This window comes from Bacillus sp. L381, assembly GCF_030284525.1.
In the GTDB taxonomy this organism is placed as follows: Bacteria; Bacillota; Bacilli; order Bacillales; family Bacillaceae; genus Bacillus; species Bacillus amyloliquefaciens.
This window is the reverse complement of the sequence record NZ_CP127224.1, coordinates 1,143,208-1,163,622: the sequence shown is the minus strand read 5'-3', so window position 1 is coordinate 1,163,622 and position 20,415 is coordinate 1,143,208. Positions and strand designations below refer to the sequence as shown.

Sequence of the window (20,415 nt, the reverse complement as noted above, 5' to 3'; positions counted from 1 at the left end):
ATTTGTATAAAATTAAACAATCATCAAAAGGCAATATATGTTAATTAATGAACATCATACTAAAATTGTTGAGGTGTGGAGATGGATAAAAGAAAAAGAAGAACGCAAAAGCTGATATTAGACACTTTTTTTATGTTACTTAATGAGAAACCATTTGATAAGATCACAGTAAATCAAATTTCAAAATTAGCCGATATTAACAGAGGTACTTTTTACCTTCATTATCAGGATAAATATGAATTGCTGGAAAAAACCATAAAGATTCATATTAATCACATGAACCAATACTGTCTTCATAATCAAGAAGAGACTAGTAACGCACTTACTTTAGCTCTTGATTACTTAAAGGATAATTACAAATTAATTGAGCCCTTATTGAGGAACGAAGGGTATCAACTTTTCCAAAACGAACTCAAGTCATCTATATCTTCCTTTATTGAAACTTCGGATTTATTTGATCTCCGTGTTGTTAGTATTCTGAAGAGAAGAGCCATCATATCAACTGTTCTAGGCGCTATTGAGTGGTGGTTATTAGAGGATGAATTGAACACAGTTCCATCAGATATTGCTGCTGAATTAAAGGATATAGTTTTTTCCATCATTACATAGAATTGTCATATAATCTTGGATTTGAATAAAACCTGTGAAACTGCTTTATTCTGTTTCAGTAATTTCTTTTGATACTAACAGTTAGTACCATAAGAAAAATCCCCTCTAATTTAAAAAGTAGGGAAGGGAGAACATTGTTCTCCACTTTAATTAATATTTTTTATATACCTCTGCATATGATTCTTTTAATTGGGCTCGTAAATCCTTGTTCTCATACTCTAATCGCTTAACTTTTCGCTTTAAAGATTCGATAATCGCGTCTTTATTATTTTCATTCATTTTATACTTTACCTGCTTTGCAGAGGGGTCTTTTATCTGCTGCTGACGCAGTGTTTCAATTTGCTCTCGTAATATCGCATTATTATAAAGCATGGCCTTTGTCACTCCAGCCTCACTGGCTACACTGTTAAAATTAATACCTTGATTGTTTCTAACGAGCCTTTTAATAGCATCATCTACTTTACTCATAGTAATTGCTTTGCGACCTTCGTGAATTTGCTTTAGGTGTTTCTTGCGGTCATATTATACCCCTTGCTCACGTGTTATTCATTTCGTCCAAAAATTATATTTCCTTGTTTAATAGTATTACAGATATTCTGGAGTCTATCTAAATTCTTCTGGTTTTTTTGTGCTATTTCTTCACGTCCATAATGTTTCACTACTTCTACCATTTTTGAAGTAGATTGTATATGAATTTCATGTTTTGCTACATCCATCTCTGAGAGACCTACCGCCAGGTCTTTACAAGGACTTCCACCATTACACGTTAAGCAAGGAGGTTCCTCCGCATAAGGGCAATTTCCGTTCAATCTTGCCCTACATGATCCATAATGATTATCTATTGCAGTTAATTTATGATTTAACCAAAGAATCTCCTTTTATTTCTTTTGTTATTTCTTCATTTTTATTAAGTTCATAAATATTCCCGTTTAAATCAAAACTAAAAACTCCATCAGTAACTACCTTTTCAAATGCTTTACGCTTTGTTTCATCCAAAAGTTTTGCATAAACCATTGTCATCTCCGGAGACAAGTGGGCAAGTAATTCTTGCACTGTAAAAATATCAATACCGTTATTTATCAGTTTTATTGCATAGGTATGTCGAAAGTGATGCATCTTAAATAACTTTAATGTGTATCAACTTGAAGAAATACCCTTTAATTGGTAAACTCATATTTAACTTACATAAGAGTGGGTGATTCTTTGAATAAAACAATCGGTATTACTGGATTAATCTTCAGCATAGTAGTGCAATCGTTTTCGGCCGATGAATCGCTATCCCACAAGATTGCTACGGCTTTGTTATTTGTATCAATAATGATTTATAACTTTGAACATGCTAAAGATTATTCTAAAAAGTCACTTGTAATTTTAGGAGTTACCTTTATTCTTTTTATGCTAGGAATTTATCAACTTCTCTCTTTTACCAGCGATTACTTTGAAAAGCTTAATGTGAATTTTAGATATATCCTCTTATTTGAAATAGCATTAATTATTGCATTGGTAACGATTGCAGTAAACGTAATGAAGTACATTGCAAATCGGTTAAGGAAATCACCTAATGGTAAAGGGTTATAACTCTTTGCCTTTTTTATACTAAATGCTTCTTTCTATGCGATCTTTTATGTATGAAATCAAATGCGATATCAACTTTTGCCGGTTCCCTCTCCTCTGCTACTCGCTCCGTAACAACAATCAGTTGTCCATTTTTCTGCGGTCAACGCTATGAACTGAATATCCTTTGGCAGCGTAATATTTACTATTAATCTCCTCAACGTGGTTACTAAGTAGTTTGTCTTAATCATCTAAACAACCTCCATTTACTGTATTTTTATTCTTTATTCGTTTATAATTATTCCATCTTCAGCCACACTCTAATCCATCTCTAGTACAGTTTCCGGGTCTATCACAACCTTTTTGATTTCACTTAAGTGACAAACATATGACAAAAACCCTTCTCATCTCGAGAAGGGCTTCACTCATCATACGGCCGGTATTTCTTCCGGCCGGCTTCTAATTCTTTTTTAAGAGCTTGTATATGTCCAAGCAAAAACAATGCGACTGTCCCAACCACCTTTTTAACCGGTTTGAGCTTTCCGGAAGTCATAAGGGTGCTTTAAACGCTGCCGGGTGACTCCAAGCAGCTCCCCCCTTCAGTCAAAACTTCTTCCTGAATAAACTTATTTTTTCGCTTTCTTTCATGTCGTTTTTCTGACCAAATCATAATAAGACCTTTAAAAATTGTGAGGACCACAGCTAAATATAAAATTCCACTCGCTATCATTCCAGAAAGCGACAAGTTTTTAGAATCAATCGCGACAAGGCCAAATAACATTATTAAAAGCATGGCCATTTCTGATGTACTGTACTTGCTGAGATAATCTTTCATTCGAAAATGATTGAAGAGTGGTTAAATAGTGATGTTAACAATCCATTACCGTTACCTTATAGAGGAACCGAAGTTATAGGTAGAGGAGTTCGCAAAGGTACAAATGAAGTTAAAGAAAAATGAAGATGGTAGCTTTATACTAACAGGCTACCCAACGAGGTGATATACAATGATTGAAATCAAAGTTTCTGATCCTGTATTTAGATTTCTAGGAGGGCATTTCCACCAAGATATAGAGTCTCCAGAATCAGCTCTTGATGAGTATCTAAATGAAGCATCAAATAAACTAAAAAAAAGAGATGTAAGAGCACTTACCGAGTTTGTAAACAGTGATCATTCGGAAGCAGATAAGATTGATTTTATAGAGGAGGCGGCTGATGGTGTATTTTTCCCAGAGGACGGTATAACTCCTTTAGAATGGCTTAAACAAGTTACAGAACAAATAAAACAGCACATTGAAACTCTCTAGATAAAAGAAAGTCCTTCTCTTATGAGAAGGGCTTTATCTATGTTTTCAATAGGTTAGACTATCTTCGGTCCATAGATCCATCAGCAGTCAGGCTGAAAGAACCTTGCAGTATACAGCAAATGCACTTCAAAAACAGCACAAAAAAATAATTTCGTCCCCAACTCGATGAATGATGACAAAATCAATAAATAAGCAAAGTAAAAAACCCTTGCTACGCAAGGGTTTCGGCTATGATTCCGACTGGGCTCGAACCAGCGACCTCTACCCTGTCAAGGTAGCGCTCTCCCAGCTGAGCTACGGAATCATGATATGTATGTGTTGCTGGGTATGTTGTTGTCTCTCTGACATTTATAATTATATATCCTGGTTATCCGTTCGTCAACACTTTTTTTATCAAAAATAAAAAAGAGCGCCGCACAAATTTGGCGGCGCCCTTTTCGTTTATGATCTCACTCCGGCGGGGGCGATTTTTTTCAGCGCTTGTTCGAAGTCGCGTTCCAAATCTTCGGCGTTTTCGACTCCGACGCTCAGGCGCAGGAGCCCGTCTGTGATGCCGCGTTTCTCCCTCTCTGCTTTCGGCATGGCGGCGTGCGACATGGCAGCAGGGTATGAGAGAATGGATTCGACGGCGCCGAGGCTGACTGCGAACACCGGAAGCGATACGTTTTCGACCAGCTTTTTGACGGCTTCTTTGCTTTCCAGTTCAAAGGACAGGACGGCGCCCGCTCCGCTCGCTTGTCGTTTATGAGTGTCGGCTCCCGGGTGTCCGGCAAGCCCCGGATAGTAAACGTTTTTGACGGCGGGATGCCCGTGAAAGTAGGCAGCCAGCCGTTCAGCCGTCCGGCTCGCTTTTTCCAGTCTGACCTGTAATGTTTTTAATCCTCTCAATACGAGCCAGCAGTCCTGGACGCCAAGTACCGCTCCAAACGAATTTTGCAGCTTATACAGCTGATTGCCGAGCTCTTCATCCTTTACGGCGGCAAGCCCTGACAGGACGTCACTGTGCCCGCTTAAAAATTTCGTCGCGCTGTGAAGCACGATGTCTACGCCGAGGTCAAGCGGACGCTGCAGTGCAGGCGTCATAAAAGTATTGTCAAGATATGTCAGACAGCCGTGATCCTTTGCCAGTTTGACGACGGCCTTAATATCCGTTATGCCGAGCGTCGGGTTTGACGGTGTTTCCATATAGATGGCTTTCGTATTCGGCCGGATGGCGCAGGCGACCGCTTCTGTGTCCGTCATATCGACAAAGGTGTGTTCGATTCCGAAGCGGGACAGCACCTCAGTCACCATACGGAATGTTCCGCCGTACACATCCTCCGTGACGAGCACATGGTCGCCTTGGGATAAGAGCAGAAATGCCGTCGAAATTGCCGCCATTCCGGAGCTGAAAGCAAAACCTCTCGTTCCGCCTTCAAGCCCCGCAATTGTTTCTTCAAGCGCTGTTCTTGTCGGTGTGCCGGAGCGGCTGTAATCATATGTCCCGAATTCCTCAAATGATGACTGATGGAATGTGGAGGCATGCTGGATCGGCACGCTGACAGCTCCGGTGGCTGCGTCTGTTTTAAATGGGTTGTGCACAAGCTGGGTTTCCAGCGTCCAATTGTGATTACTCATACGACACGGCCCCCTCTTTTACTTGCTGTAATGCCTGCTTTACATCCCGCTTCAAATCTTCTGCATGTTCAATTCCCACTGAAAATCTCAGCAGACGGTTGCAGACGCCGTTTGCGATGCGGATATCTTCCGGAATGTCCATGTGCGTCTGTGTCGCGGGGTATGTAATAAAGCTTTCCACCCCTCCGAGACTTTCTGCAAAACAGATCGTTTTAAGCGCCTTTAAAAACGGATTGACCCATTCCTCTTTTTGCAGCCGGAAAGACAGCATTCCGCCTTTTCCGGGATATAACACATCGGTGATTTCCTCTTCTTTTTCTAAAAATTCTGCAAGTTCACGGGCGTTTTCTTCATGACGGCGCATTCTGAGTCCGAGTGTTTTCATCCCTCTCATTAAAAGCCACGAATCGAACGGCGGGAGAACGGCACCGATCGCATTTTGGTGATTAAATATGACGTCGCCGAGCTCTTCATCCTTTACGACAGCCAGACCGGCAAGGAGATCATTGTGCCCGGCTAAATATTTTGTGGCGCTGTGAATGACGATGTCGGCTCCCAGTTCAAGCGGACGCTGGATCACCGGGGTGTAAAACGTATTATCCACAATCAAAAGCAGGCCGGCTTCTTTCGTAATGCGGGCGATTTTTTCTATGTCCGCCTCCTGCATTAACGGATTTGTCGGCGTTTCAACAAATACCGCTTTCGTGTTTTCCGTTATTTTGGAGCGTAAACAGTCTTCATCACTGAAATCATCATAAATAAAGCTTAAGCCGTATTTTCTCCACTCATTTTCAAATAAACGGTAAGTGCCTCCGTATAAATCGGAGGATACAATCAATTCATCCCCGCTTTTAAATAAAGCCATAATGGTTTGAATGGCTGCCATTCCCGAGCTGAAAGCAAAGCCTCGCGCACCGTTTTCCAACACGGCGATGGCGTCTTCAACGAGCTGGCGAGTCGGGTTTTTCGTGCGCACGTAATCAAAGCCTGTAGATTCTCCTATTCCTCTATGGCGGTAAGCGGTGGACAGATAAATCGGCGGACTGACCGTTCCCGTTGCTTCTTCGCTTCTATTTCCGATTTGGGCTAATTTTGTTTCAACATGCTGCGTCATCAGCAGGCACCATCCTTTTTCAAAAATAAAAAAGCTCCCTCTTCATAAGAAGAAGGAGCTTTTCTCTTCCTCTTATCTTCCAAGCATGTGAATCGCTTGCTGGATTTAGCACCTTGGCACTTTGCCTTCCTGCGGCAAAGCAAACCGGTTGCTGAGGTTTCAAAGGGCCAGTCCCTCCACCTCTCGTGATAAGAATATTGTTTTGTATTTTCTGATTGTTCTATATTAACGCACTATAAAATGAATTTCAACAACTTTTTAATTTTCTGAACTCTCTCAAGAAGTGCATCTGAAGAAAGAAATTTCTAATAATTCATGGTACAATAGGGAAAAACCATTAAGACAAGAAGCGGCCTGGAGGAATGCTAAGTGGCACCGAAAACCGGAATCATTCATGAGAAAAAACTTTTCTCCCATGAGCTTGAAGAAGAAATGACCGTTTTGGTCTACCTGCCAAACACCTACTCCCCCCTGTATAAATATCATACGGTCATCGCCCAGGACGGCCATGATTACTTCAGATTAGGGAAAATCGGGCGGCAGGCGGAAGAGCTCATGTCAAAGGGGGAAATTGACCGCTGCATCATTATCGGCGTCCCCTATAAAAATGTGCGGGAGCGAAGAGACACATACCATCCCGAAGGCTCTAAGTTCGCCTCATATAAACGGTTTATCGCAAATGAGCTCGTTCCTTTTATCGACAAAGAATACCCGACTTATCAAGTCGGATACGGCCGCACAATGATCGGGGATTCCCTCGGCGGAACCGTTTCGCTCATGACGGCGATTGACTATCCAAACATGTTCGGAAACGTCATCATGCAGTCTCCGTATGTTGACGGGCACGTCCTGGATGCCGTCCGGGAGTCGGAGGATCTCAAACAGATTTCCGTTTATCATCAAATCGGAGAAAAAGAAACCGACGTTCACACAACGGACGGCCAGATTCTTGATTTCACCGCGCCGAACGAAGAGCTCAAACAGCTGCTGGAAAGCAAACAGTCTGAATACACGTATGAAACCTTCGACGGGGATCATAAGTGGACCTACTGGCAGCCGCTCATAACGCCGGCGCTGAAGAAAATGCTGTAACCATTCATTTAAGGAGGGAACTTTCATGAAATACGGTATTGTTTTATTTCCATCAAAAAAATTACAGGATCTCGCAAATTCGTACCGAAAACGCTACGACCCGAGCTACGCGCTCATACCGCCGCACCTGACGGTAAGAGATCCGTTTGAAGCGACAGAACAGGAAATCGAGCAGGTCGTATCACAGCTGAGACAGACGGCAAAAGAGTCGCACCCGCTCGTTCTGAAGATCACAAAATACAGCTCGTTTTCTCCTGTAAATAATGTGATATACATGAAAGCGGAGCCGACGGAGGAATTAAAAACGCTGAGTGAGAAATGCTACTCAGGAGCATTATCCGGAGAGCCGGAATACAGCTTCGTTCCGCATGTCACAGTCGGCCAGAAGCTGTCGTCAGATGAACATTCCGACGTACTCGGGCAGCTGAAAATGCTGGACATTTCCCACGAAGAAGTCATCGACCGTTTTCACTTGCTCTATCAGCTGGATAACGGCTCATGGACTGTGTACGAAACATTTTTATTAGGCGGAGGAGAATAACTGTTTGGAAGCCATCATTGCAAAAACTGAAAAACAGCTGAACGACGCTTTTTTCGTCAGAAAAGAGGTCTTTGTTAAAGAGCAGCACGTTCCGGAAGAAGAAGAGATTGATCAATTCGAAGACACGTCAGAGCATATTGTCATTTATGACGGCGGCCAGCCGGTCGGAGCCGGCAGATGGCGCTTGAAAGACGGGCATGGAAAATTAGAGCGCATCTGCGTGATGAAAAGCCACCGCTCTCTCGGTGTCGGCGCCATCATTATGCAGGCGCTTGAAAAAGCGGCGGCAGCTAAGGGCGCCGACAGCTTTATCTTACATGCGCAAACACAGGCGGTTCCGTTTTACGAAAAACAAGGATACCAAGTCACGTCTGGCGAAGAATTTTTAGATGCGGGCATTCCCCATCTGGAAATGGTAAAGAAACAAAAACTATAAAATCAAAAACACTCCTGTTGATATGACAGGAGTGTTTTTTTATGAAAATTATACTTTTTCAAGAAATTTATTGAATTTTATGGAATTTAATTGTATGTTTAGTATGCGAAGTATTACATTTCATACAAAAAATACAATTTATATAGGAGGGTTAAACATGACAGCACCAAAAGGGAAGCATATATTCGGGACTGTTAAAGTAGGCACAAAAGGACAGATTGTCATTCCTAAAGAAGCAAGAGATGTTTTTGATATAAAGCCGGGGGACTCACTGCTTATGCTCGGGGATGACCAGCAGGGTATCGCACTTGTTAAACAAGAACTCTTTTTCGAATTTGCAAAAGATATTTTAAACGCAAAGCAAATCAATACAGATGGTGAGGAGGATGAGTAAATGCACGCGATTGAGCTGAAGCAATTAACTAAACATTATAAAGAAACCGCCGCTGTTGACCGACTTGAATTCTCAGTTGAAAAAGGAGAATTTTTCGCTTTACTCGGAGAGAACGGAGCCGGAAAAACGACATTAATCAGTATGCTTTGCGGCCTCCTTTCTCCAGATGAGGGTGATGCATCAGTGCTTGGTCACAGCATTTTGACTGATTTGGATAAAATAAAACCGAAAATGACTATGTCTCCGCAGGAAACAGCCATCGCCCCTAATCTAACCGTACGGGAAAACTTAGAGTTTATAGCCGGAGTCTACGGAATTCCGAAAAAAGAAGGAAAAAAAGAACGGATGAGATGCTCGAATTGTTTCAATTAAAAGAGAAAGAAAGAGCAAAAACAAAAACGTTATCAGGAGGAATGCAGCGCCGGCTCAGCATCGCAATGGGAATGATTACAAAACCGGATATTTATTTCTTAGATGAGCCGACATTAGGTCTGGACGTCCGTTCACGCCGTGAGTTGTGGAAAAATCTTGAGTCATTAAAGGGAGACATGACGATCATTTTAACGACACACTATCTAGAAGAAGCTGAAGCACTGGCAGACCGTATTTGCATTTTAGAAAATGGGACATTAAAAGCACTGGGTACGGCTGAGGACCTGAAAAAGCAAACTCATTCAGCCACATTTGAAGATGCCTTTTTAGCGATTTGTGACGGGGAGGCGGGGCTTTATGCTTGATTTCGCCATACGCAACCGTAAAGAAATTTTCCGTGATCCCCTATCTATCATCCTTGGAATCGCTCTGCCTGTTATTCTATTGTTTCTGTTTACGGCGATTGAGAAAAATGCGCCGCTTGACACTTTTAAAGTTCAGCATTTAGCACCCGGACTTATTGTTTTCGGTTTTGCTTTCCTCACGATGTTCTCTGCATTGCTGATCGCAAAAGACAAACAGACCGCTCTTCTGACCCGTTTGTTTGCTTCTCCTTTAAAAACAGCCGATTATGTCATCGGTTATGCACTGCCAATGCTGCCGTTAGCCATTTTACAAATCGTCATTTGTTTTATCGCAGCAGCTGCTGCCGGCTTATCCGCCGAATGGATCAATCTTCTAGCGGGTATCGCTGTGCTGCTGCCGATTGCGATGATGTCCGTTTTCTTCGGGTTATGTTTAGGAGCTGTGTTTACGGACAAACAAATTTCAGGTATCGGAACCATTTATATTACGCTTGTTCAATTTCTCGGCGGGGCTTGGATGGATGTCAGTCTGCTTGGTGAGACGTTCAAACATATAGCTTATGCCTTACCGTTTATTCACTCGATCGAACTGGCTCAGGAAGTCATATCCGGAGATTATTCTTCGTTCCATAGCATATTTGGCCGATAGCGGGATATGCCGTTTTGGCGCTTGCGCTTGCTTTCCTTAGTTTGATGAAAATCAGGAAGAGATAAAAAACCGGCACTCTGTAATGGGAGCGCCGGTCTTCTTTACTTATTTTCTTTCAGAAGGCTTATCGTATGTGGGAGCAGGCGGCCATCCCCCGGGCTGCCATGGCCCGGGACGACAATGCTTATGTCCCGGTATCTTTTCATCACTTTCTGAACGGCGCGCGGCCACTGATCCGGATAAAAGCCCGGAGTAGGCACGATTTCCTTTGTTTCTAAAGACTTGATTAAGCATCCGCCGAATAAGAGCTTATCCTGAGGCAGCCAGACGGTGATATTGTCTTCCGTATGCCCTTTTCCCGGATAAAACGTTTCCATTTTCATATCGCCAAATTTCAGCTTTGCCACGTTTTTTAAATCTCCGAGCGGCCGGGCATATCCCTGCTGTCGGGCGAAGTCAGCTGTCAGCTTCGTGCTGTGCACCTTTACACCGTATTTGTACAGGGTGTTCAGCCCGCCTATACGGTCATCATGGGCGTGTGTCACAATGGCATCGGTCATCCTTTTGCCGGGAAACTGCTGGTTTATTTGTGTCATTAATTGCTCTGTAAGACTGTCATTCCACGGAGTGTCAATCAACACGATTCCTTTGGAAGTATCAAGTAGCAATCCGTTCGCAGGGACGGGGCTCCCGTCTGCCATACCTGTGCTTGTATGCATCCAGACATGCGGCGCCAGCTGTGTGAGCGTGACACCTTTTAATTCGGAGCCCTCTGCCGCGTGTGCCGGTTTCATCCCGGCTGTAAAGAGGCCGAATAGAAACAGCCCTGCGATGAATAATGTAAATCTCCTCAATTAGATCATTCCTTTCTTCTTTCATATTATAAGACTCAAAAAAGCCCGGATATTTCCGGGCTTTTTTATACGCATTGATTAATCAATCGGCCTTTTCCCATAATTTGCGGGAGGCGGGAAAGAGAGCGCTTACGTTTTTCCTCATTGACTTTCTTTGCTGCGGCTGCGGTGTTTTCCTGGCGGCGCTCCACCTCTCTGTACACCCTGTCATTGGCGAGGGCGGCCGCTTTCGTAACGCCGGCGTAATCAGGCTTATAACCCGCTGACCGGTTTGCGTATTGAGTGTATTGCTGGTTTTGAATCCGTCCTGCATAAATCATATGTACCCCTCCCCTTCGCTTTTCATTTCCCTTAATCTTACTTTTTGAAACGCGGTTCTTTTGTTATGATATTCTTTGTCTATCAAATGGATGAACACCTTTTAATGGGAGGACCCCTTTTTGAAATGCGCCCGACTGAATAACCGAACGATACATTTACATACATATTCTAGAGAACATTACCAATTCCTTTTTGAAGAAGCCCAAAAAGGGAATATTTTTTGCGCACATTGTGACCAGCCTGTCTTGATGGGGCTTTCCATTTTAGAGCAGCCGGCGTTTTATCACCGGCAAAAGGGAGATTTCACCGCCTGTGAAAAAGCATGCGAGGCGAAGGAGCCAAAAGCAGAGAAAGAAAAAGAAGAGTATAAGGAAGCCGGCATGTTCCGCCTGCCGAAAGGAAAAGCCATTTCCGAGAATCCGAAACCGATCGTCTCAGAATGGAAAAGCCCGAAAAAAGTGCCTGCCCCCGAGCCGTTTTCACCGACATCTGAGGCGGCTGATACATCGCTGTTTCCCGGTATCGGACTGAACCGTGAACAGATGCGGGCCGTCACAGAAACGGACGGGCCTTTGCTCGTGCTTGCCGGAGCTGGAAGCGGAAAAACAAGGGTGCTGACGGCACGCGCTGCCCATATGATTGAACATCTCGGTATTTCACCTGAGAACATGCTGCTTGTGACCTTTACGACAAAAGCCGTGGCCGAAATGAAAGAGCGGATGGCGAATGAGTACGGGCTGGCAGCAGGAAGAGTCTCCCGTCTCGTGACCGGAACGTTCCACAGCTTTTTCTATAAAATACTCTATCATTATGATTCTTCAAAATGGAACGGCAGCCAGCTCTTAAAAATGGAGTGGCAAAGAGAGCAATATGTGAAAAAGGCGCTCTATGAAGAAAACCTGGATGAGAAAGAGTTTCCCGTCGACCAAGCGCTTCAGCTGATCGGCTGCTGGAAAAACACGTATCTCCCTCATGAGACAATTCCGCTTGCGGATGACTGGGAGAAAAAAGTATACAGGCTCTACGAACATTACGAACGGCAGAAGCGGGAAAACCGGCAATTTGATTTTGATGACATGGCTCAAGGCTGTTATGAACTGTTTCAAAGCCGGCCTGATATTCTCGCACAATATCAAAACAGATTTTCTCATATTTTAATTGATGAGTTTCAAGATATTAATCCTGTACAGTACAAAATTATGCAATTGATCGCAAGCCCTGAGAATAACCTGTGCTGCGTGGGGGATGATGATCAATCCATTTATGCGTTCCGCGGCAGCAGTCCGTCTTTCATTCTAGATTTTCAAAAGGATTATCCGGCAGCGAAGACCATTTACTTAACGGCAAATTACCGCTCACCGCATCCGATCGTCTCAAGTGCCCATACCGTCGTAAAGAAAAATAAAAAACGGTATGAAAAAACACTTTCTGCCGTCAAAGACGGTGTTCACGCCCCCGTGATGTTTTTTCCTTACGATGAAGAAGAAGAAGCGACTATGATCGTTTCCGATATGAAGGAGAAAATTCAAAACGGCGCGAGCCCTGACGATTTTGCCGTTCTTTACCGGACGAACAGCGCCGGACGGGCCATTTATGAAAGACTGCATCAATCATCGATTCCTTATCATGCCGACCGCGGCGTGCAGACGTTTTACAGCCGCCGAATCGTCCGGCAGATCCTCGCCTACTTATATGCGAGTCAGAACGAGGATGATACGGATGCAGTGAAAGATCTGCTGCCCGCCTTATTTTTAAAGCAATCCGCCCTGCAAACCTTAAAGGCGCTGTCAATCACAGAAGATTGCACGATGATCAAGGCGCTGACGAAACTGCCTGACCTGAAGCCGTTTCAAATCGGGAAGATCAAGCAGATCGTTCCGTTTTTCGCAAGCATCCGGACAATGAAGCCCGTTGAAGCCATCACCTTCGCAGAAAGCAAAATGGGCTTTTCCGAGTATTTAAAAAAACGGGGCAATGAAGGGAACAAATTGGAAAAAGGCTCTGATGATCTCCGTGATGTCAAAGTGGCCGCCAAAAAATTCAAAACCATTCCGGATTTTCTCGCGCATGTCGATCATATGCGCGCCGCCGAGAATCTGAAAACCGATGAAAACGGCGTCGAACTGCTGACCATTCACCGCTCTAAAGGTCTTGAATTCAATACGGTCTATATTTTAGGCGCGGCTGACGGCTCGATCCCTCATGACTTTGCGCTTGAGACGGCGAGACAGGGTGATCCCGCTCCGCTCGAGGAAGAAAGACGGCTTCTGTACGTCGCAATGACAAGGGCCATGCAGCATTTATATGTATCATGTCCTGCGAACAGGCGGGGAAAAACAGCCCGCAGTTCAAGGTTTCTCGAGCCCCTTCTTCGGACGGACAGACGGAGCGCACTCAAGATATAAAGAACCCGGCAGATGACTGCCGGGCTTTTCTCATATAAAAAGGCCTTTCAATAAGGCCGGCTGACGCCTATTTATTGTTCATCATTTTAGAAATGGTGCCAAAATCAAGTTTCTCTTTTCCGCTTGTAATAGATTGAACGATTTTGTCTTCCAATTCTTTCGGTACACGCTTGTTAGCCAGCTGGGATACCTTCTGAATGACGCCTCTCACCGTGTTTTCATCTTTGAAATTGGCATTTTGCAGTGAACCGGCGAGATTCATAACATCCTTCATGTTGACGCCTGTTTTCTTCTCAATATTTTTGAAAAATTGATTATCCATGTTGTGCCTCCTTTTTGTGGAGTAATACGATATTGTATGAACAAAGGGCGGAACATGTGCCCGTAAGACAACGGAAAAATTCCGCACACCCCGTTTTCATGCTCCTTCATACATCAGGCAAGCACGGGACTGAACAATCCCGCGCTTATCCTGGGTCTTGCTAATGTTTAACCGAAAAAGGATGCACCGACAATGATCAGAAGGATGAACAATACGACAACAAGAACAAATGTTGAGCCGTAGCCGCCTCCGACATAGCCGCCTCCGTATCCGCCGCAGCCGCCATAGCCGCCACCGAATCCGCCATATCCGAATCCCATATTTAAGCACCTCCTTTACTCTCTATACTCTATGTGAGCAGACTTGTTTGGCTTGGATAAATGCATAGGGCCGTTGCGGATTTCATTTATTTTATTGAGAATGCTCATTTTTCTTCAGCTTTGCTTCGGTTTCAGCGGCAAACACATCTATCCATTTCTCAAAGCGCAATCCCGCTTCATCAAACTCAGACAGCTGCTTTTCAATAGAAAAAATATGTTTGTCATGCTCCCGCTGATTTTGATTGTGCCGGCGGTATTTTCCGTTTATTAACGATTCAAATATATTCATACCATCCCCCCTCCTATGATCTATGCGGAACAGGGTCCGGTGTTCAGCCAAAAAACAAAAAAACCGGAATCTCCGGTTTCTTTTAGAAAACGGCTATCTCGGTTTTTTCTTTTGGCCGCAGCCGCAGCCTTTCTTTTTAATTTTTTTTTCGTAAGGCTGATACTCAGTTGATTTGTATGGAGTGTTTTGGGAAGGCTTGCTTGATTGATTCATGGTGATCCTTCCTTTCCTTATGTCATATATGCCATTTTATGCAGAAAGTGACGGTAAGTTGCTGATGGAACCGCCTTATTCCTGAAGAAGACGCGACACCGCAGCTTCAATGATCCCCGCCGCGCCTGCTATAGCCAACAGTAAAATCAGCCATTGCGCAGCCTGCGGCATCACAATCTGCGCCGCAATTAAAAAGGCGGCGCACCATACGCCCGTACACCAGTAGCAGCTGAGAAGTTCACCGATAAATGCCCTGATGCCTTTTCCTTTTATGACAATGTAGGTTTCTGTCGTACCGTCTGGTGCGGTTTCTGTTTTTTCCTCATGAAAAAGGCTCCGGAGCGGCGCCATAATGGTATCGAATACAAAAAGCCTGGCCAGCCGAAAAACGGCAAACGATAACAGAATAAATGAAAGCCAATTGGTAACCACCTGTTCACTCCTTTTTAAAACATGACCTCCTAATATATATGCGAAAACCCTGATTCTCATGAATCGCATCTTGTCCGGTAAAAAAATAGGTGCGGTTTAGTTGTTTTTCTTATTCCGCTCGGCGTTTCTTTTGCATTATATAAAGTATGAATTAGAAAGGAGTGAAGGTTATGTCGTTTGAAGAAAAAGTTGAAACACTCCAACCGCAAATATTCGAACAATTATCCAGCGAATTCGAACAGAAAATCGAAGTGATCGATTGCGAAAACATCACAGTGGATACAACACATATAACGGCCGCTCTTTCTATACAAGCCTCAGTTACTACGGCGATTATCCTTGCGACACAGCTCATGGTCGCAGATGAAGACACTGCAGACCAAATGGTAACCGAACTGCTGATCATGGATGATTGCCAGATAAAAAAAAGAACCGTCATTCAAGTCATTAACAGCCGCAATGTCAAAATAACACTGACAGCAGACGATATCATGGCCTTTGTACAAATTTTATTTCAATTATTAAATATACTTTTTGCTGAACTAGACATCCTTTAACCCTTTCTTTTCACAAATTTTTTAAGTTGAGGTGAGAACAGATGTCAGATAACGAAAAATTCAAAGAAGAACTCGCAAAGCTTCCAGAAGTGGATCCGCTTTTAAAAGTGCTTGTCAGTAATGTCTTCAAAAAACACGGCGTGACAAAGGATAAATTACGGGAAATACCTGATGAAGAAAAAGAAATGCTGATCGCATTAGTCAAAGACATGCAGGCGAAATCAGAAGCTTTTCTTGAAAGCCAGAAAAAGAAAAAAGAGCAGGAAAAAGCCCAAGAACAGCAGCCAACTCCGAAAAACCGCAGAGAACAATTAATCGAACAGCTCCGGCAAAGACGCCAAAATCCCGGTCAATAACTAAAAAATAGTGATTTTTATCAGGATATATGCCTGAGTCAAAGTAAGGGGCCGGCTCATTTAATAACAGTAAAAGAAAAGGAGGAATAGATATGGAAAGCAGACCATACTCTTGGGTTGCACTTGATCCTGAATGCGAACATCCGCGAGAAGAAAAAGAAGAAAGAGAATGCAGAAGATGTAATGTTTGCTGTAACGGTAACGGATTCGGCGAAGATAATGCCTTCATCGACCAAGACCTCGCTCAGGCGAATATCAACAAACAAGTTTCTGAAGAAGCGATTATTATCAGAGACTCTTGTGATATTAACGTGACGTCAACAGACGTTCAGGCAGTCACTTCAGTCGTAACAGCTCTTAATGCAGCAGTCGTAACGGCTACTCTCACTTCCATCGCTGACGGAGTCATCGCTGAATTGGTCGCGCAAGACTTACTTCAGCTTACAGCTAACAAACAAATCAACCGTCAAAAACTGCTCATCGAAAACTCCCGCGGCGTAAACGTGACAACAGTAGATGCCGATATCGCAACGTTGATCTCAACAGCGACAAATACACTGGTTGCCATCTTAGTCATCACCCTTGTCCTCTAAATCTAAAAAGCAGAGCTAAAAAACGCTCTGCTTTTTCTTATTTTCTCCGCATATGATGAATATATAGACGTTCACCCACACCAAGTGAGGCTCGCGTACATATGTTGTTAAAGACAAAAGTCAAATACCCTAAAAGAAGGAGCTGAAATCCATGAGCTGCGGAAAACACCATGGCCGAGATGAAAATTGTGTATGCGATGCAGTCGAGAAGATTTTAGCAGAGCAAGAGGCTGTTGAAGAACAATGCCCGACTGGATGCTACTCCAATCTGTTAAGCCCGACGGTTACCGGTAAAGATACCATCCCGTTTCTCCTGTTTGATAAAAAAGGCGGTTTGTTCTCCACATTCGGAAACGTCGGAGGATTTGCGGATGACAGCCAGTGCTTCGAGTCTATTTTCTTCCGGGCAGAAAGAGTTTGCGATTGCTGCGCGACGCTTTCAATATTGCGCCCCGTAGATGTGCACGGCGACACCCTCAGCGTCTGCCATCCTTGTGATCCTGATTTCTTCGGTTTAGAAAAAACAGATTTTTGCATTGAAGTTGATCTAAGCTGCTTCAGCGCCATTCAATGCCTTTCACCGGAGCTTGTCGACCGGCCTGCGCCGCACAAAGAGAAAAAGCACCACGGATAGTCATTGATTCGCATCTTTTCTAAAGGAGAATCCCCTTCCAACCTTCTATTACAGATGCAATCATCAGCCCGCCCGGACGTCCGGGCGGCTGACTCTCCGATATCGTTTAATCCGGTACCATTTAAAACGTGAAGTCAGGAGGGATATTATGAGCAAGAATATAACATACTGTGTGCGGGAAGCAGTAGAAAATATTGAAGACCTGCAAAATGCGGTTGAGGAAGATTGCCCGGCCGGATGCTATTCCAACCTTTTATCGCCGGGTTATTCATTAGGCGATACAGTGCCGTTTGTGCTTTTCACTTCTAAATCAACGCCGTTTATCGCGTTCGGAAATGTCGGCGAGCTGGATAACGGCCCATGCTTTAATACCGTTTTTTTCAGAGTTGAAAGAGTCTGTGACGGCTGTGCCACACTAAGCCTGCTTATTGCTTTTGACGAGCATAAGCACATTCTTGATTTTACAGATAAAGATTCTGTCTGCGATGTATTCCGCTTAGAAAAAACACACTATTGCATTGAAGTCGATCTTCACAGCTTCTGCGCCATCAATTGCCTGAACCCGAGACTGCTGAACCGCACACATTCTTAATCGAAAAGCATAAAAATAAGCTGCCGGATTAAAGAATTCAGGCAGCTTTTTGTATGGTTAAAAACCGAGCGGATGCAGCGAGGTGATATCGCTAATGGCAAGCTCCGCAGGCGCACCGTTGCTCGTCGTCCTCAAATAGATGGCATCATTTTTTCTGCCGACGATCACGCCTCTATAAGTTTTCCCATTGGCTTCTATCAGACAAAGCGCCCTCGGCATATTATGCGGCAGCTTCGTTAAGAAATCAATTTTTTCAAGAATGGACATTCTGCTCATCGGCTTTTTCACGCGCTTCGGCGGAACTTTCTCCTCCGAGGCGTCATTGTGAACCGCTTCAGGCTCTTTTTCAGCGGTGTCAGGTTCATCAGCAGCGTCCTGCACTTGCGCCGGAACTTCTTGAGGGGCTTCCTCCGCGCGGCTGTGCTGTACAGGCGTCTGATTTTCCGGTTTGGCAGACGCGGCTCCGTCAGGCTGAGTCTTACATTCTTCCTCCTGCTTTCCAGACGCCGGCTCTTCTTCCGGCGGCTGAGGTGCTTTCCTTTTTTTGATTAATATGTCCTGCATTGATGATTGCATGTCTGTATAATCCGGCTGAACAATATACATGAGCGGTTTTTTGTCCGCGCTTCTGTTTTGTTTTGACATCTTCATCCCTCCGATTCTGTCATGTTTTATCTATATGACAGAATGATTAAAATCAGAAGAAAGAAAAAAGCAATCCCTGAAAGGGACTGCTTGTCAATTAACGTGCGGTAATATGGAAACCGGAATCAACGTGAAGATTTTCGCCCGTGATGCCTCTTGACAGGTCACTGAACAAGAATGCAGCCGTGTCGCCCACTTCTTCAGGCGTTGTCGTGCGGCGCAGCGGCGCGCGCTCTTCGATTTCTTTCAGGATAGAGTTGAAGTCACTGATTCCTTTTGCAGACAGCGTGCGGATCGGGCCTGCTGAAATGCTGTTGACGCGGATGTTTTCTTTTCCTAAGTCAGCTGCTAAATATCTGACGCTCGCATCAAGAGACGCTTTTGCCACACCCATTACGTTATAGTTTGAAACGACGCGCTCTCCGCCGAGGTAAGTGAGTGTAACGATGCTTCCGCCTTCAGTCATGATCGGACGCGCCGCTTTTGCGACCGCTGTCAGAGAGTAAGAACTGATGTTATGCGCAAGCAGGAATCCTTCACGGTTCGTATTTAAATATTCACCGACAAGCTCTTCTTTGTTTGCAAACGCGATGCAGTGCGCGATGCCGTGAATCACGCCGACCTGCTCTTTAATGCTCGCAAAGCAAGTTTCGATCTCAGCGTCATTTGTCACATCACACGGAAGGATGAGAGAATCATTTCTTTCTAACGTAGCCGCAAGGTCATGAACTGATTTTTCCAAGCGTTCTCCTGCGTATGTGAAAATGAGGCGCGCTCCGGCTTCATGCAGCGAGCGGGCGATTCCCCAGGCGATACTGCGTTTATTGGCGACGCCCATCACAACGATGTTGCGGCCTTCAAGTGAAAAATTCATATGTATAAAGCCTCCTGTAATCGTCTTAAAGACATAGTTTTAGTACCTGATCTTAATTTTTATCATATCATAACCTTGTCCAGATTGAAAGCATGGGAAAAAGACCGCTGGGTGTTGAAGCGGTCTCTTTTTATCTCGTCTGCAGACTGTTTCTTTTAAAGGCAAAATGATTGGTCGGGCCGTGTCCCGCTCCGATGCCGAGCGTATGTTCCACCGCTTCACGCACAAAATTGGCGGCTATCTCAAACGCGGTTTGAATCTGTTCTCCCTTTGCGGTTTCCGCCGTCAGCGCAGCCGCAAACGTGCAGCCTGTTCCGTGAGTGTGTTTTGTGTCAATATAGGCGTGACTGATTTGGGTAAAAGACGAACCGTCAAATAATAAATCAACGATTTTCCCCTGTTCCGGCTGATGTCCGCCTTTTATGATGACGTTTTTTGCGCCAAGCCTGCAAAGGCATTCAGCCGCTTTTTTCCGGTCCTCAAGCGTACGGATTTCCATTCCCGTCAATGCCTCAGCTTCCGGAACATTCGGCGTAACCGCATAGCTGCGCGGAATCAGCAGCTCTTTTAACGCGGCCTGTGATTCCTCACGCAGCAGGGAAGCGCCTCCTTTGGCAATCATGACGGGGTCGGTGATGAGATGATCCAGCCCGTACTGATCCATTTTTTCCGCTATTTCCGCAATCATCTCTGCGCTCCACAGCATTCCCGTTTTTATCGCGTCAGGCCGTAAATCTTCCGCCACCGCATCGATCTGGCTGCCCAGCGCTTCCCGGGTGAGCGGATAGATGCCGTGAACGCCCAATGTGTTCTGGGCGGTTACCGCTGTAATGGCTGACATCCCGAAGACGCCGAGCTCCTGAAAGGTTTTGAGATCCGCCTGTATACCGGCGCCGCCTCCTGAATCTGACCCGGCAATCGTCAATGCTTTGCATATGCTCATGCTGTTTTTCTCTCCTTT

The 20,415-nt window shown here is 44.5% G+C and carries 26 protein-coding genes, 1 tRNA gene, 4 pseudogenes and 1 riboswitch; of the genes and pseudogenes, 15 read left to right on the top strand and 16 right to left on the bottom strand.

Annotated features, from left to right (window positions below; translation table 11 throughout):
• The first annotated feature begins 81 nt into the window (after positions 1-81).
• On the top strand, positions 82-609 hold the full coding sequence (locus QRX25_RS05860; RefSeq protein ID WP_212100973.1) for a TetR/AcrR family transcriptional regulator: 528 nt from the start codon (positions 82-84) through the stop codon (positions 607-609).
• A gap of 150 nt (positions 610-759) precedes the next feature.
• On the opposite strand, the gene QRX25_RS05855 is transcribed toward QRX25_RS05860, so the two are convergent.
• Entirely contained in the window at positions 760-1,104 is a 345-nt protein-coding gene (locus QRX25_RS05855) for a DUF6262 family protein (protein WP_212101656.1), read from the bottom strand.
• A 47-nt stretch (positions 1,105-1,151) separates the two neighbouring features.
• Positions 1,152-1,731 (bottom strand): annotated as a pseudogene (locus QRX25_RS05850) (tyrosine-type recombinase/integrase); the annotation flags it as partial.
• Between the two features lie 81 nt (positions 1,732-1,812).
• Between QRX25_RS05850 and QRX25_RS05845 the strand changes: the two are divergent.
• Positions 1,813-2,187: a YoqO family protein gene (locus QRX25_RS05845; protein WP_212100970.1), complete on the top strand. Its 375-nt coding sequence runs from the start codon at positions 1,813-1,815 to the stop codon at positions 2,185-2,187.
• 13 nt (positions 2,188-2,200) lie between these two features.
• Here QRX25_RS05845 and QRX25_RS05840 read toward each other — a convergent pair.
• Both QRX25_RS05840 and QRX25_RS05835 read right to left on the bottom strand, forming a co-directional pair.
• Positions 2,201-2,376: pseudogene (locus QRX25_RS05840) on the bottom strand (hypothetical protein).
• Between the two features lie 349 nt (positions 2,377-2,725).
• Positions 2,726-2,962: a hypothetical protein gene (locus tag QRX25_RS05835; protein WP_258415015.1), complete on the bottom strand. Its 237-nt coding sequence runs from the start codon at positions 2,960-2,962 to the stop codon at positions 2,726-2,728.
• 205 nt (positions 2,963-3,167) lie between these two features.
• Here QRX25_RS05835 and QRX25_RS05830 point away from each other — a divergent pair, with 205 nt between their 5' ends.
• On the top strand, positions 3,168-3,467 hold the full coding sequence (locus QRX25_RS05830) for a contact-dependent growth inhibition system immunity protein (protein WP_212100967.1): 300 nt from the start codon (positions 3,168-3,170) through the stop codon (positions 3,465-3,467).
• Positions 3,468-3,698: 231 nt separating this feature from the next.
• Here QRX25_RS05830 and QRX25_RS05825 read toward each other — a convergent pair.
• The 3 genes from QRX25_RS05825 to QRX25_RS05815 form a co-directional block, all read right to left on the bottom strand.
• Positions 3,699-3,771, bottom strand: a tRNA-Val gene (locus QRX25_RS05825).
• 137 nt (positions 3,772-3,908) lie between these two features.
• A complete protein-coding gene (gene metC / locus QRX25_RS05820; protein WP_045506874.1) occupies positions 3,909-5,084 on the bottom strand; it encodes a cystathionine beta-lyase in 1,176 nt (391 codons plus the stop codon).
• A complete protein-coding gene (locus QRX25_RS05815) occupies positions 5,077-6,198 on the bottom strand; it encodes a methionine biosynthesis PLP-dependent protein (RefSeq protein ID WP_212100964.1) in 1,122 nt (373 codons plus the stop codon). The genes metC and QRX25_RS05815 overlap by 8 nt, the downstream gene beginning before the upstream one ends.
• Before the next feature lie 69 nt (positions 6,199-6,267).
• Positions 6,268-6,393, bottom strand: a riboswitch (SAM riboswitch).
• A gap of 174 nt (positions 6,394-6,567) precedes the next feature.
• Here QRX25_RS05815 and QRX25_RS05810 point away from each other — a divergent pair.
• From QRX25_RS05810 to QRX25_RS05785, 6 genes and pseudogenes are all read left to right on the top strand, one after another.
• Positions 6,568-7,290, top strand: a complete 723-nt coding sequence (locus tag QRX25_RS05810) for an esterase family protein (RefSeq protein WP_065981195.1) — start codon at positions 6,568-6,570, stop codon at positions 7,288-7,290.
• Between the two features lie 25 nt (positions 7,291-7,315).
• Positions 7,316-7,831 (top strand): YjcG family protein, encoded by a 516-nt coding sequence (locus tag QRX25_RS05805; protein WP_045506883.1) that lies wholly within the window; start codon positions 7,316-7,318, stop codon positions 7,829-7,831.
• A 4-nt stretch (positions 7,832-7,835) separates the two neighbouring features.
• Entirely contained in the window at positions 7,836-8,267 is a 432-nt protein-coding gene (locus QRX25_RS05800) for a GNAT family N-acetyltransferase (RefSeq protein WP_212100961.1), read from the top strand.
• A gap of 157 nt (positions 8,268-8,424) precedes the next feature.
• Positions 8,425-8,661 (top strand): AbrB/MazE/SpoVT family DNA-binding domain-containing protein, encoded by a 237-nt coding sequence (locus tag QRX25_RS05795; RefSeq protein ID WP_212100958.1) that lies wholly within the window; start codon positions 8,425-8,427, stop codon positions 8,659-8,661.
• Positions 8,662-9,398 (top strand): annotated as a pseudogene (locus tag QRX25_RS05790) (ABC transporter ATP-binding protein).
• Positions 9,391-10,112 (top strand): annotated as a pseudogene (locus tag QRX25_RS05785) (ABC transporter permease). Before QRX25_RS05790 ends, QRX25_RS05785 begins: the two co-directional pseudogenes overlap by 8 nt.
• Positions 10,113-10,148: 36 nt before the next feature.
• Here QRX25_RS05785 and bla read toward each other — a convergent pair.
• Together bla and QRX25_RS05775 are read right to left on the bottom strand one after the other, a co-directional pair.
• A complete protein-coding gene (gene bla, locus QRX25_RS05780; RefSeq protein ID WP_373925698.1) occupies positions 10,149-10,841 on the bottom strand; it encodes a subclass B1 metallo-beta-lactamase in 693 nt (230 codons plus the stop codon).
• A gap of 125 nt (positions 10,842-10,966) precedes the next feature.
• Complete coding sequence (locus QRX25_RS05775) at positions 10,967-11,221, bottom strand: hypothetical protein (RefSeq protein ID WP_013351862.1); 255 nt, start codon at positions 11,219-11,221, stop codon at positions 10,967-10,969.
• 120 nt (positions 11,222-11,341) lie between these two features.
• On the opposite strand from QRX25_RS05775, the gene QRX25_RS05770 reads away from it, so the two are divergent.
• On the top strand, positions 11,342-13,627 hold the full coding sequence (locus tag QRX25_RS05770; protein WP_212100952.1) for an ATP-dependent helicase: 2,286 nt from the start codon (positions 11,342-11,344) through the stop codon (positions 13,625-13,627).
• Positions 13,628-13,694: 67 nt separating this feature from the next.
• Here the strand turns inward: QRX25_RS05770 and spoVIF are convergent, their stop codons facing one another.
• From spoVIF to QRX25_RS05750, 4 genes are all read right to left on the bottom strand, one after another.
• Entirely contained in the window at positions 13,695-13,949 is a 255-nt protein-coding gene (spoVIF, locus tag QRX25_RS05765) for a sporulation-specific transcription regulator SpoVIF (protein WP_065981188.1), read from the bottom strand.
• 167 nt (positions 13,950-14,116) lie between these two features.
• Positions 14,117-14,269: a YjcZ family sporulation protein gene (locus tag QRX25_RS05760; protein WP_065981187.1), complete on the bottom strand. Its 153-nt coding sequence runs from the start codon at positions 14,267-14,269 to the stop codon at positions 14,117-14,119.
• A 91-nt stretch (positions 14,270-14,360) separates the two neighbouring features.
• On the bottom strand, positions 14,361-14,558 hold the full coding sequence (gene yjzK / locus QRX25_RS05755; protein ID WP_115997972.1) for a protein YjzK: 198 nt from the start codon (positions 14,556-14,558) through the stop codon (positions 14,361-14,363).
• Positions 14,559-14,846: 288 nt separating this feature from the next.
• On the bottom strand, positions 14,847-15,203 hold the full coding sequence (locus tag QRX25_RS05750) for a DUF1360 domain-containing protein (RefSeq protein ID WP_065982864.1): 357 nt from the start codon (positions 15,201-15,203) through the stop codon (positions 14,847-14,849).
• Between the two features lie 170 nt (positions 15,204-15,373).
• On the opposite strand from QRX25_RS05750, the gene QRX25_RS05745 reads away from it, so the two are divergent.
• From QRX25_RS05745 to cotZ, 5 genes are all read left to right on the top strand, one after another.
• Positions 15,374-15,760 (top strand): spore coat protein, encoded by a 387-nt coding sequence (locus QRX25_RS05745; protein ID WP_115997971.1) that lies wholly within the window; start codon positions 15,374-15,376, stop codon positions 15,758-15,760.
• Positions 15,761-15,801: 41 nt separating this feature from the next.
• On the top strand, positions 15,802-16,116 hold the full coding sequence (locus QRX25_RS05740) for a spore coat protein (RefSeq protein ID WP_115997970.1): 315 nt from the start codon (positions 15,802-15,804) through the stop codon (positions 16,114-16,116).
• A gap of 92 nt (positions 16,117-16,208) precedes the next feature.
• Positions 16,209-16,709: a spore coat protein CotX gene (gene cotX / locus QRX25_RS05735; RefSeq protein ID WP_115997969.1), complete on the top strand. Its 501-nt coding sequence runs from the start codon at positions 16,209-16,211 to the stop codon at positions 16,707-16,709.
• Between the two features lie 151 nt (positions 16,710-16,860).
• Complete coding sequence (locus QRX25_RS05730; RefSeq protein ID WP_013351854.1) at positions 16,861-17,343, top strand: CotY/CotZ family spore coat protein; 483 nt, start codon at positions 16,861-16,863, stop codon at positions 17,341-17,343.
• 148 nt (positions 17,344-17,491) lie between these two features.
• Positions 17,492-17,935 carry a spore coat protein CotZ gene (gene cotZ, locus QRX25_RS05725; RefSeq protein WP_115997968.1) on the top strand — a complete coding sequence of 148 codons (444 nt, stop codon included), beginning with the start codon at positions 17,492-17,494 and terminating at the stop codon, positions 17,933-17,935.
• Positions 17,936-17,992: 57 nt separating this feature from the next.
• On the opposite strand, the gene QRX25_RS05720 is transcribed toward cotZ, so the two are convergent.
• From QRX25_RS05720 to thiD, 3 genes are all read right to left on the bottom strand, one after another.
• Positions 17,993-18,580, bottom strand: coding sequence for a CotO family spore coat protein (locus tag QRX25_RS05720; protein ID WP_065981184.1), 588 nt, complete (start codon positions 18,578-18,580; stop codon positions 17,993-17,995).
• Between the two features lie 97 nt (positions 18,581-18,677).
• A complete protein-coding gene (gene fabI / locus QRX25_RS05715) occupies positions 18,678-19,454 on the bottom strand; it encodes an enoyl-ACP reductase FabI (RefSeq protein ID WP_013351851.1) in 777 nt (258 codons plus the stop codon).
• Between the two features lie 130 nt (positions 19,455-19,584).
• Positions 19,585-20,397: a bifunctional hydroxymethylpyrimidine kinase/phosphomethylpyrimidine kinase gene (thiD, locus tag QRX25_RS05710; protein WP_212100949.1), complete on the bottom strand. Its 813-nt coding sequence runs from the start codon at positions 20,395-20,397 to the stop codon at positions 19,585-19,587.
• Positions 20,398-20,415: the final 18 nt, after the last annotated feature.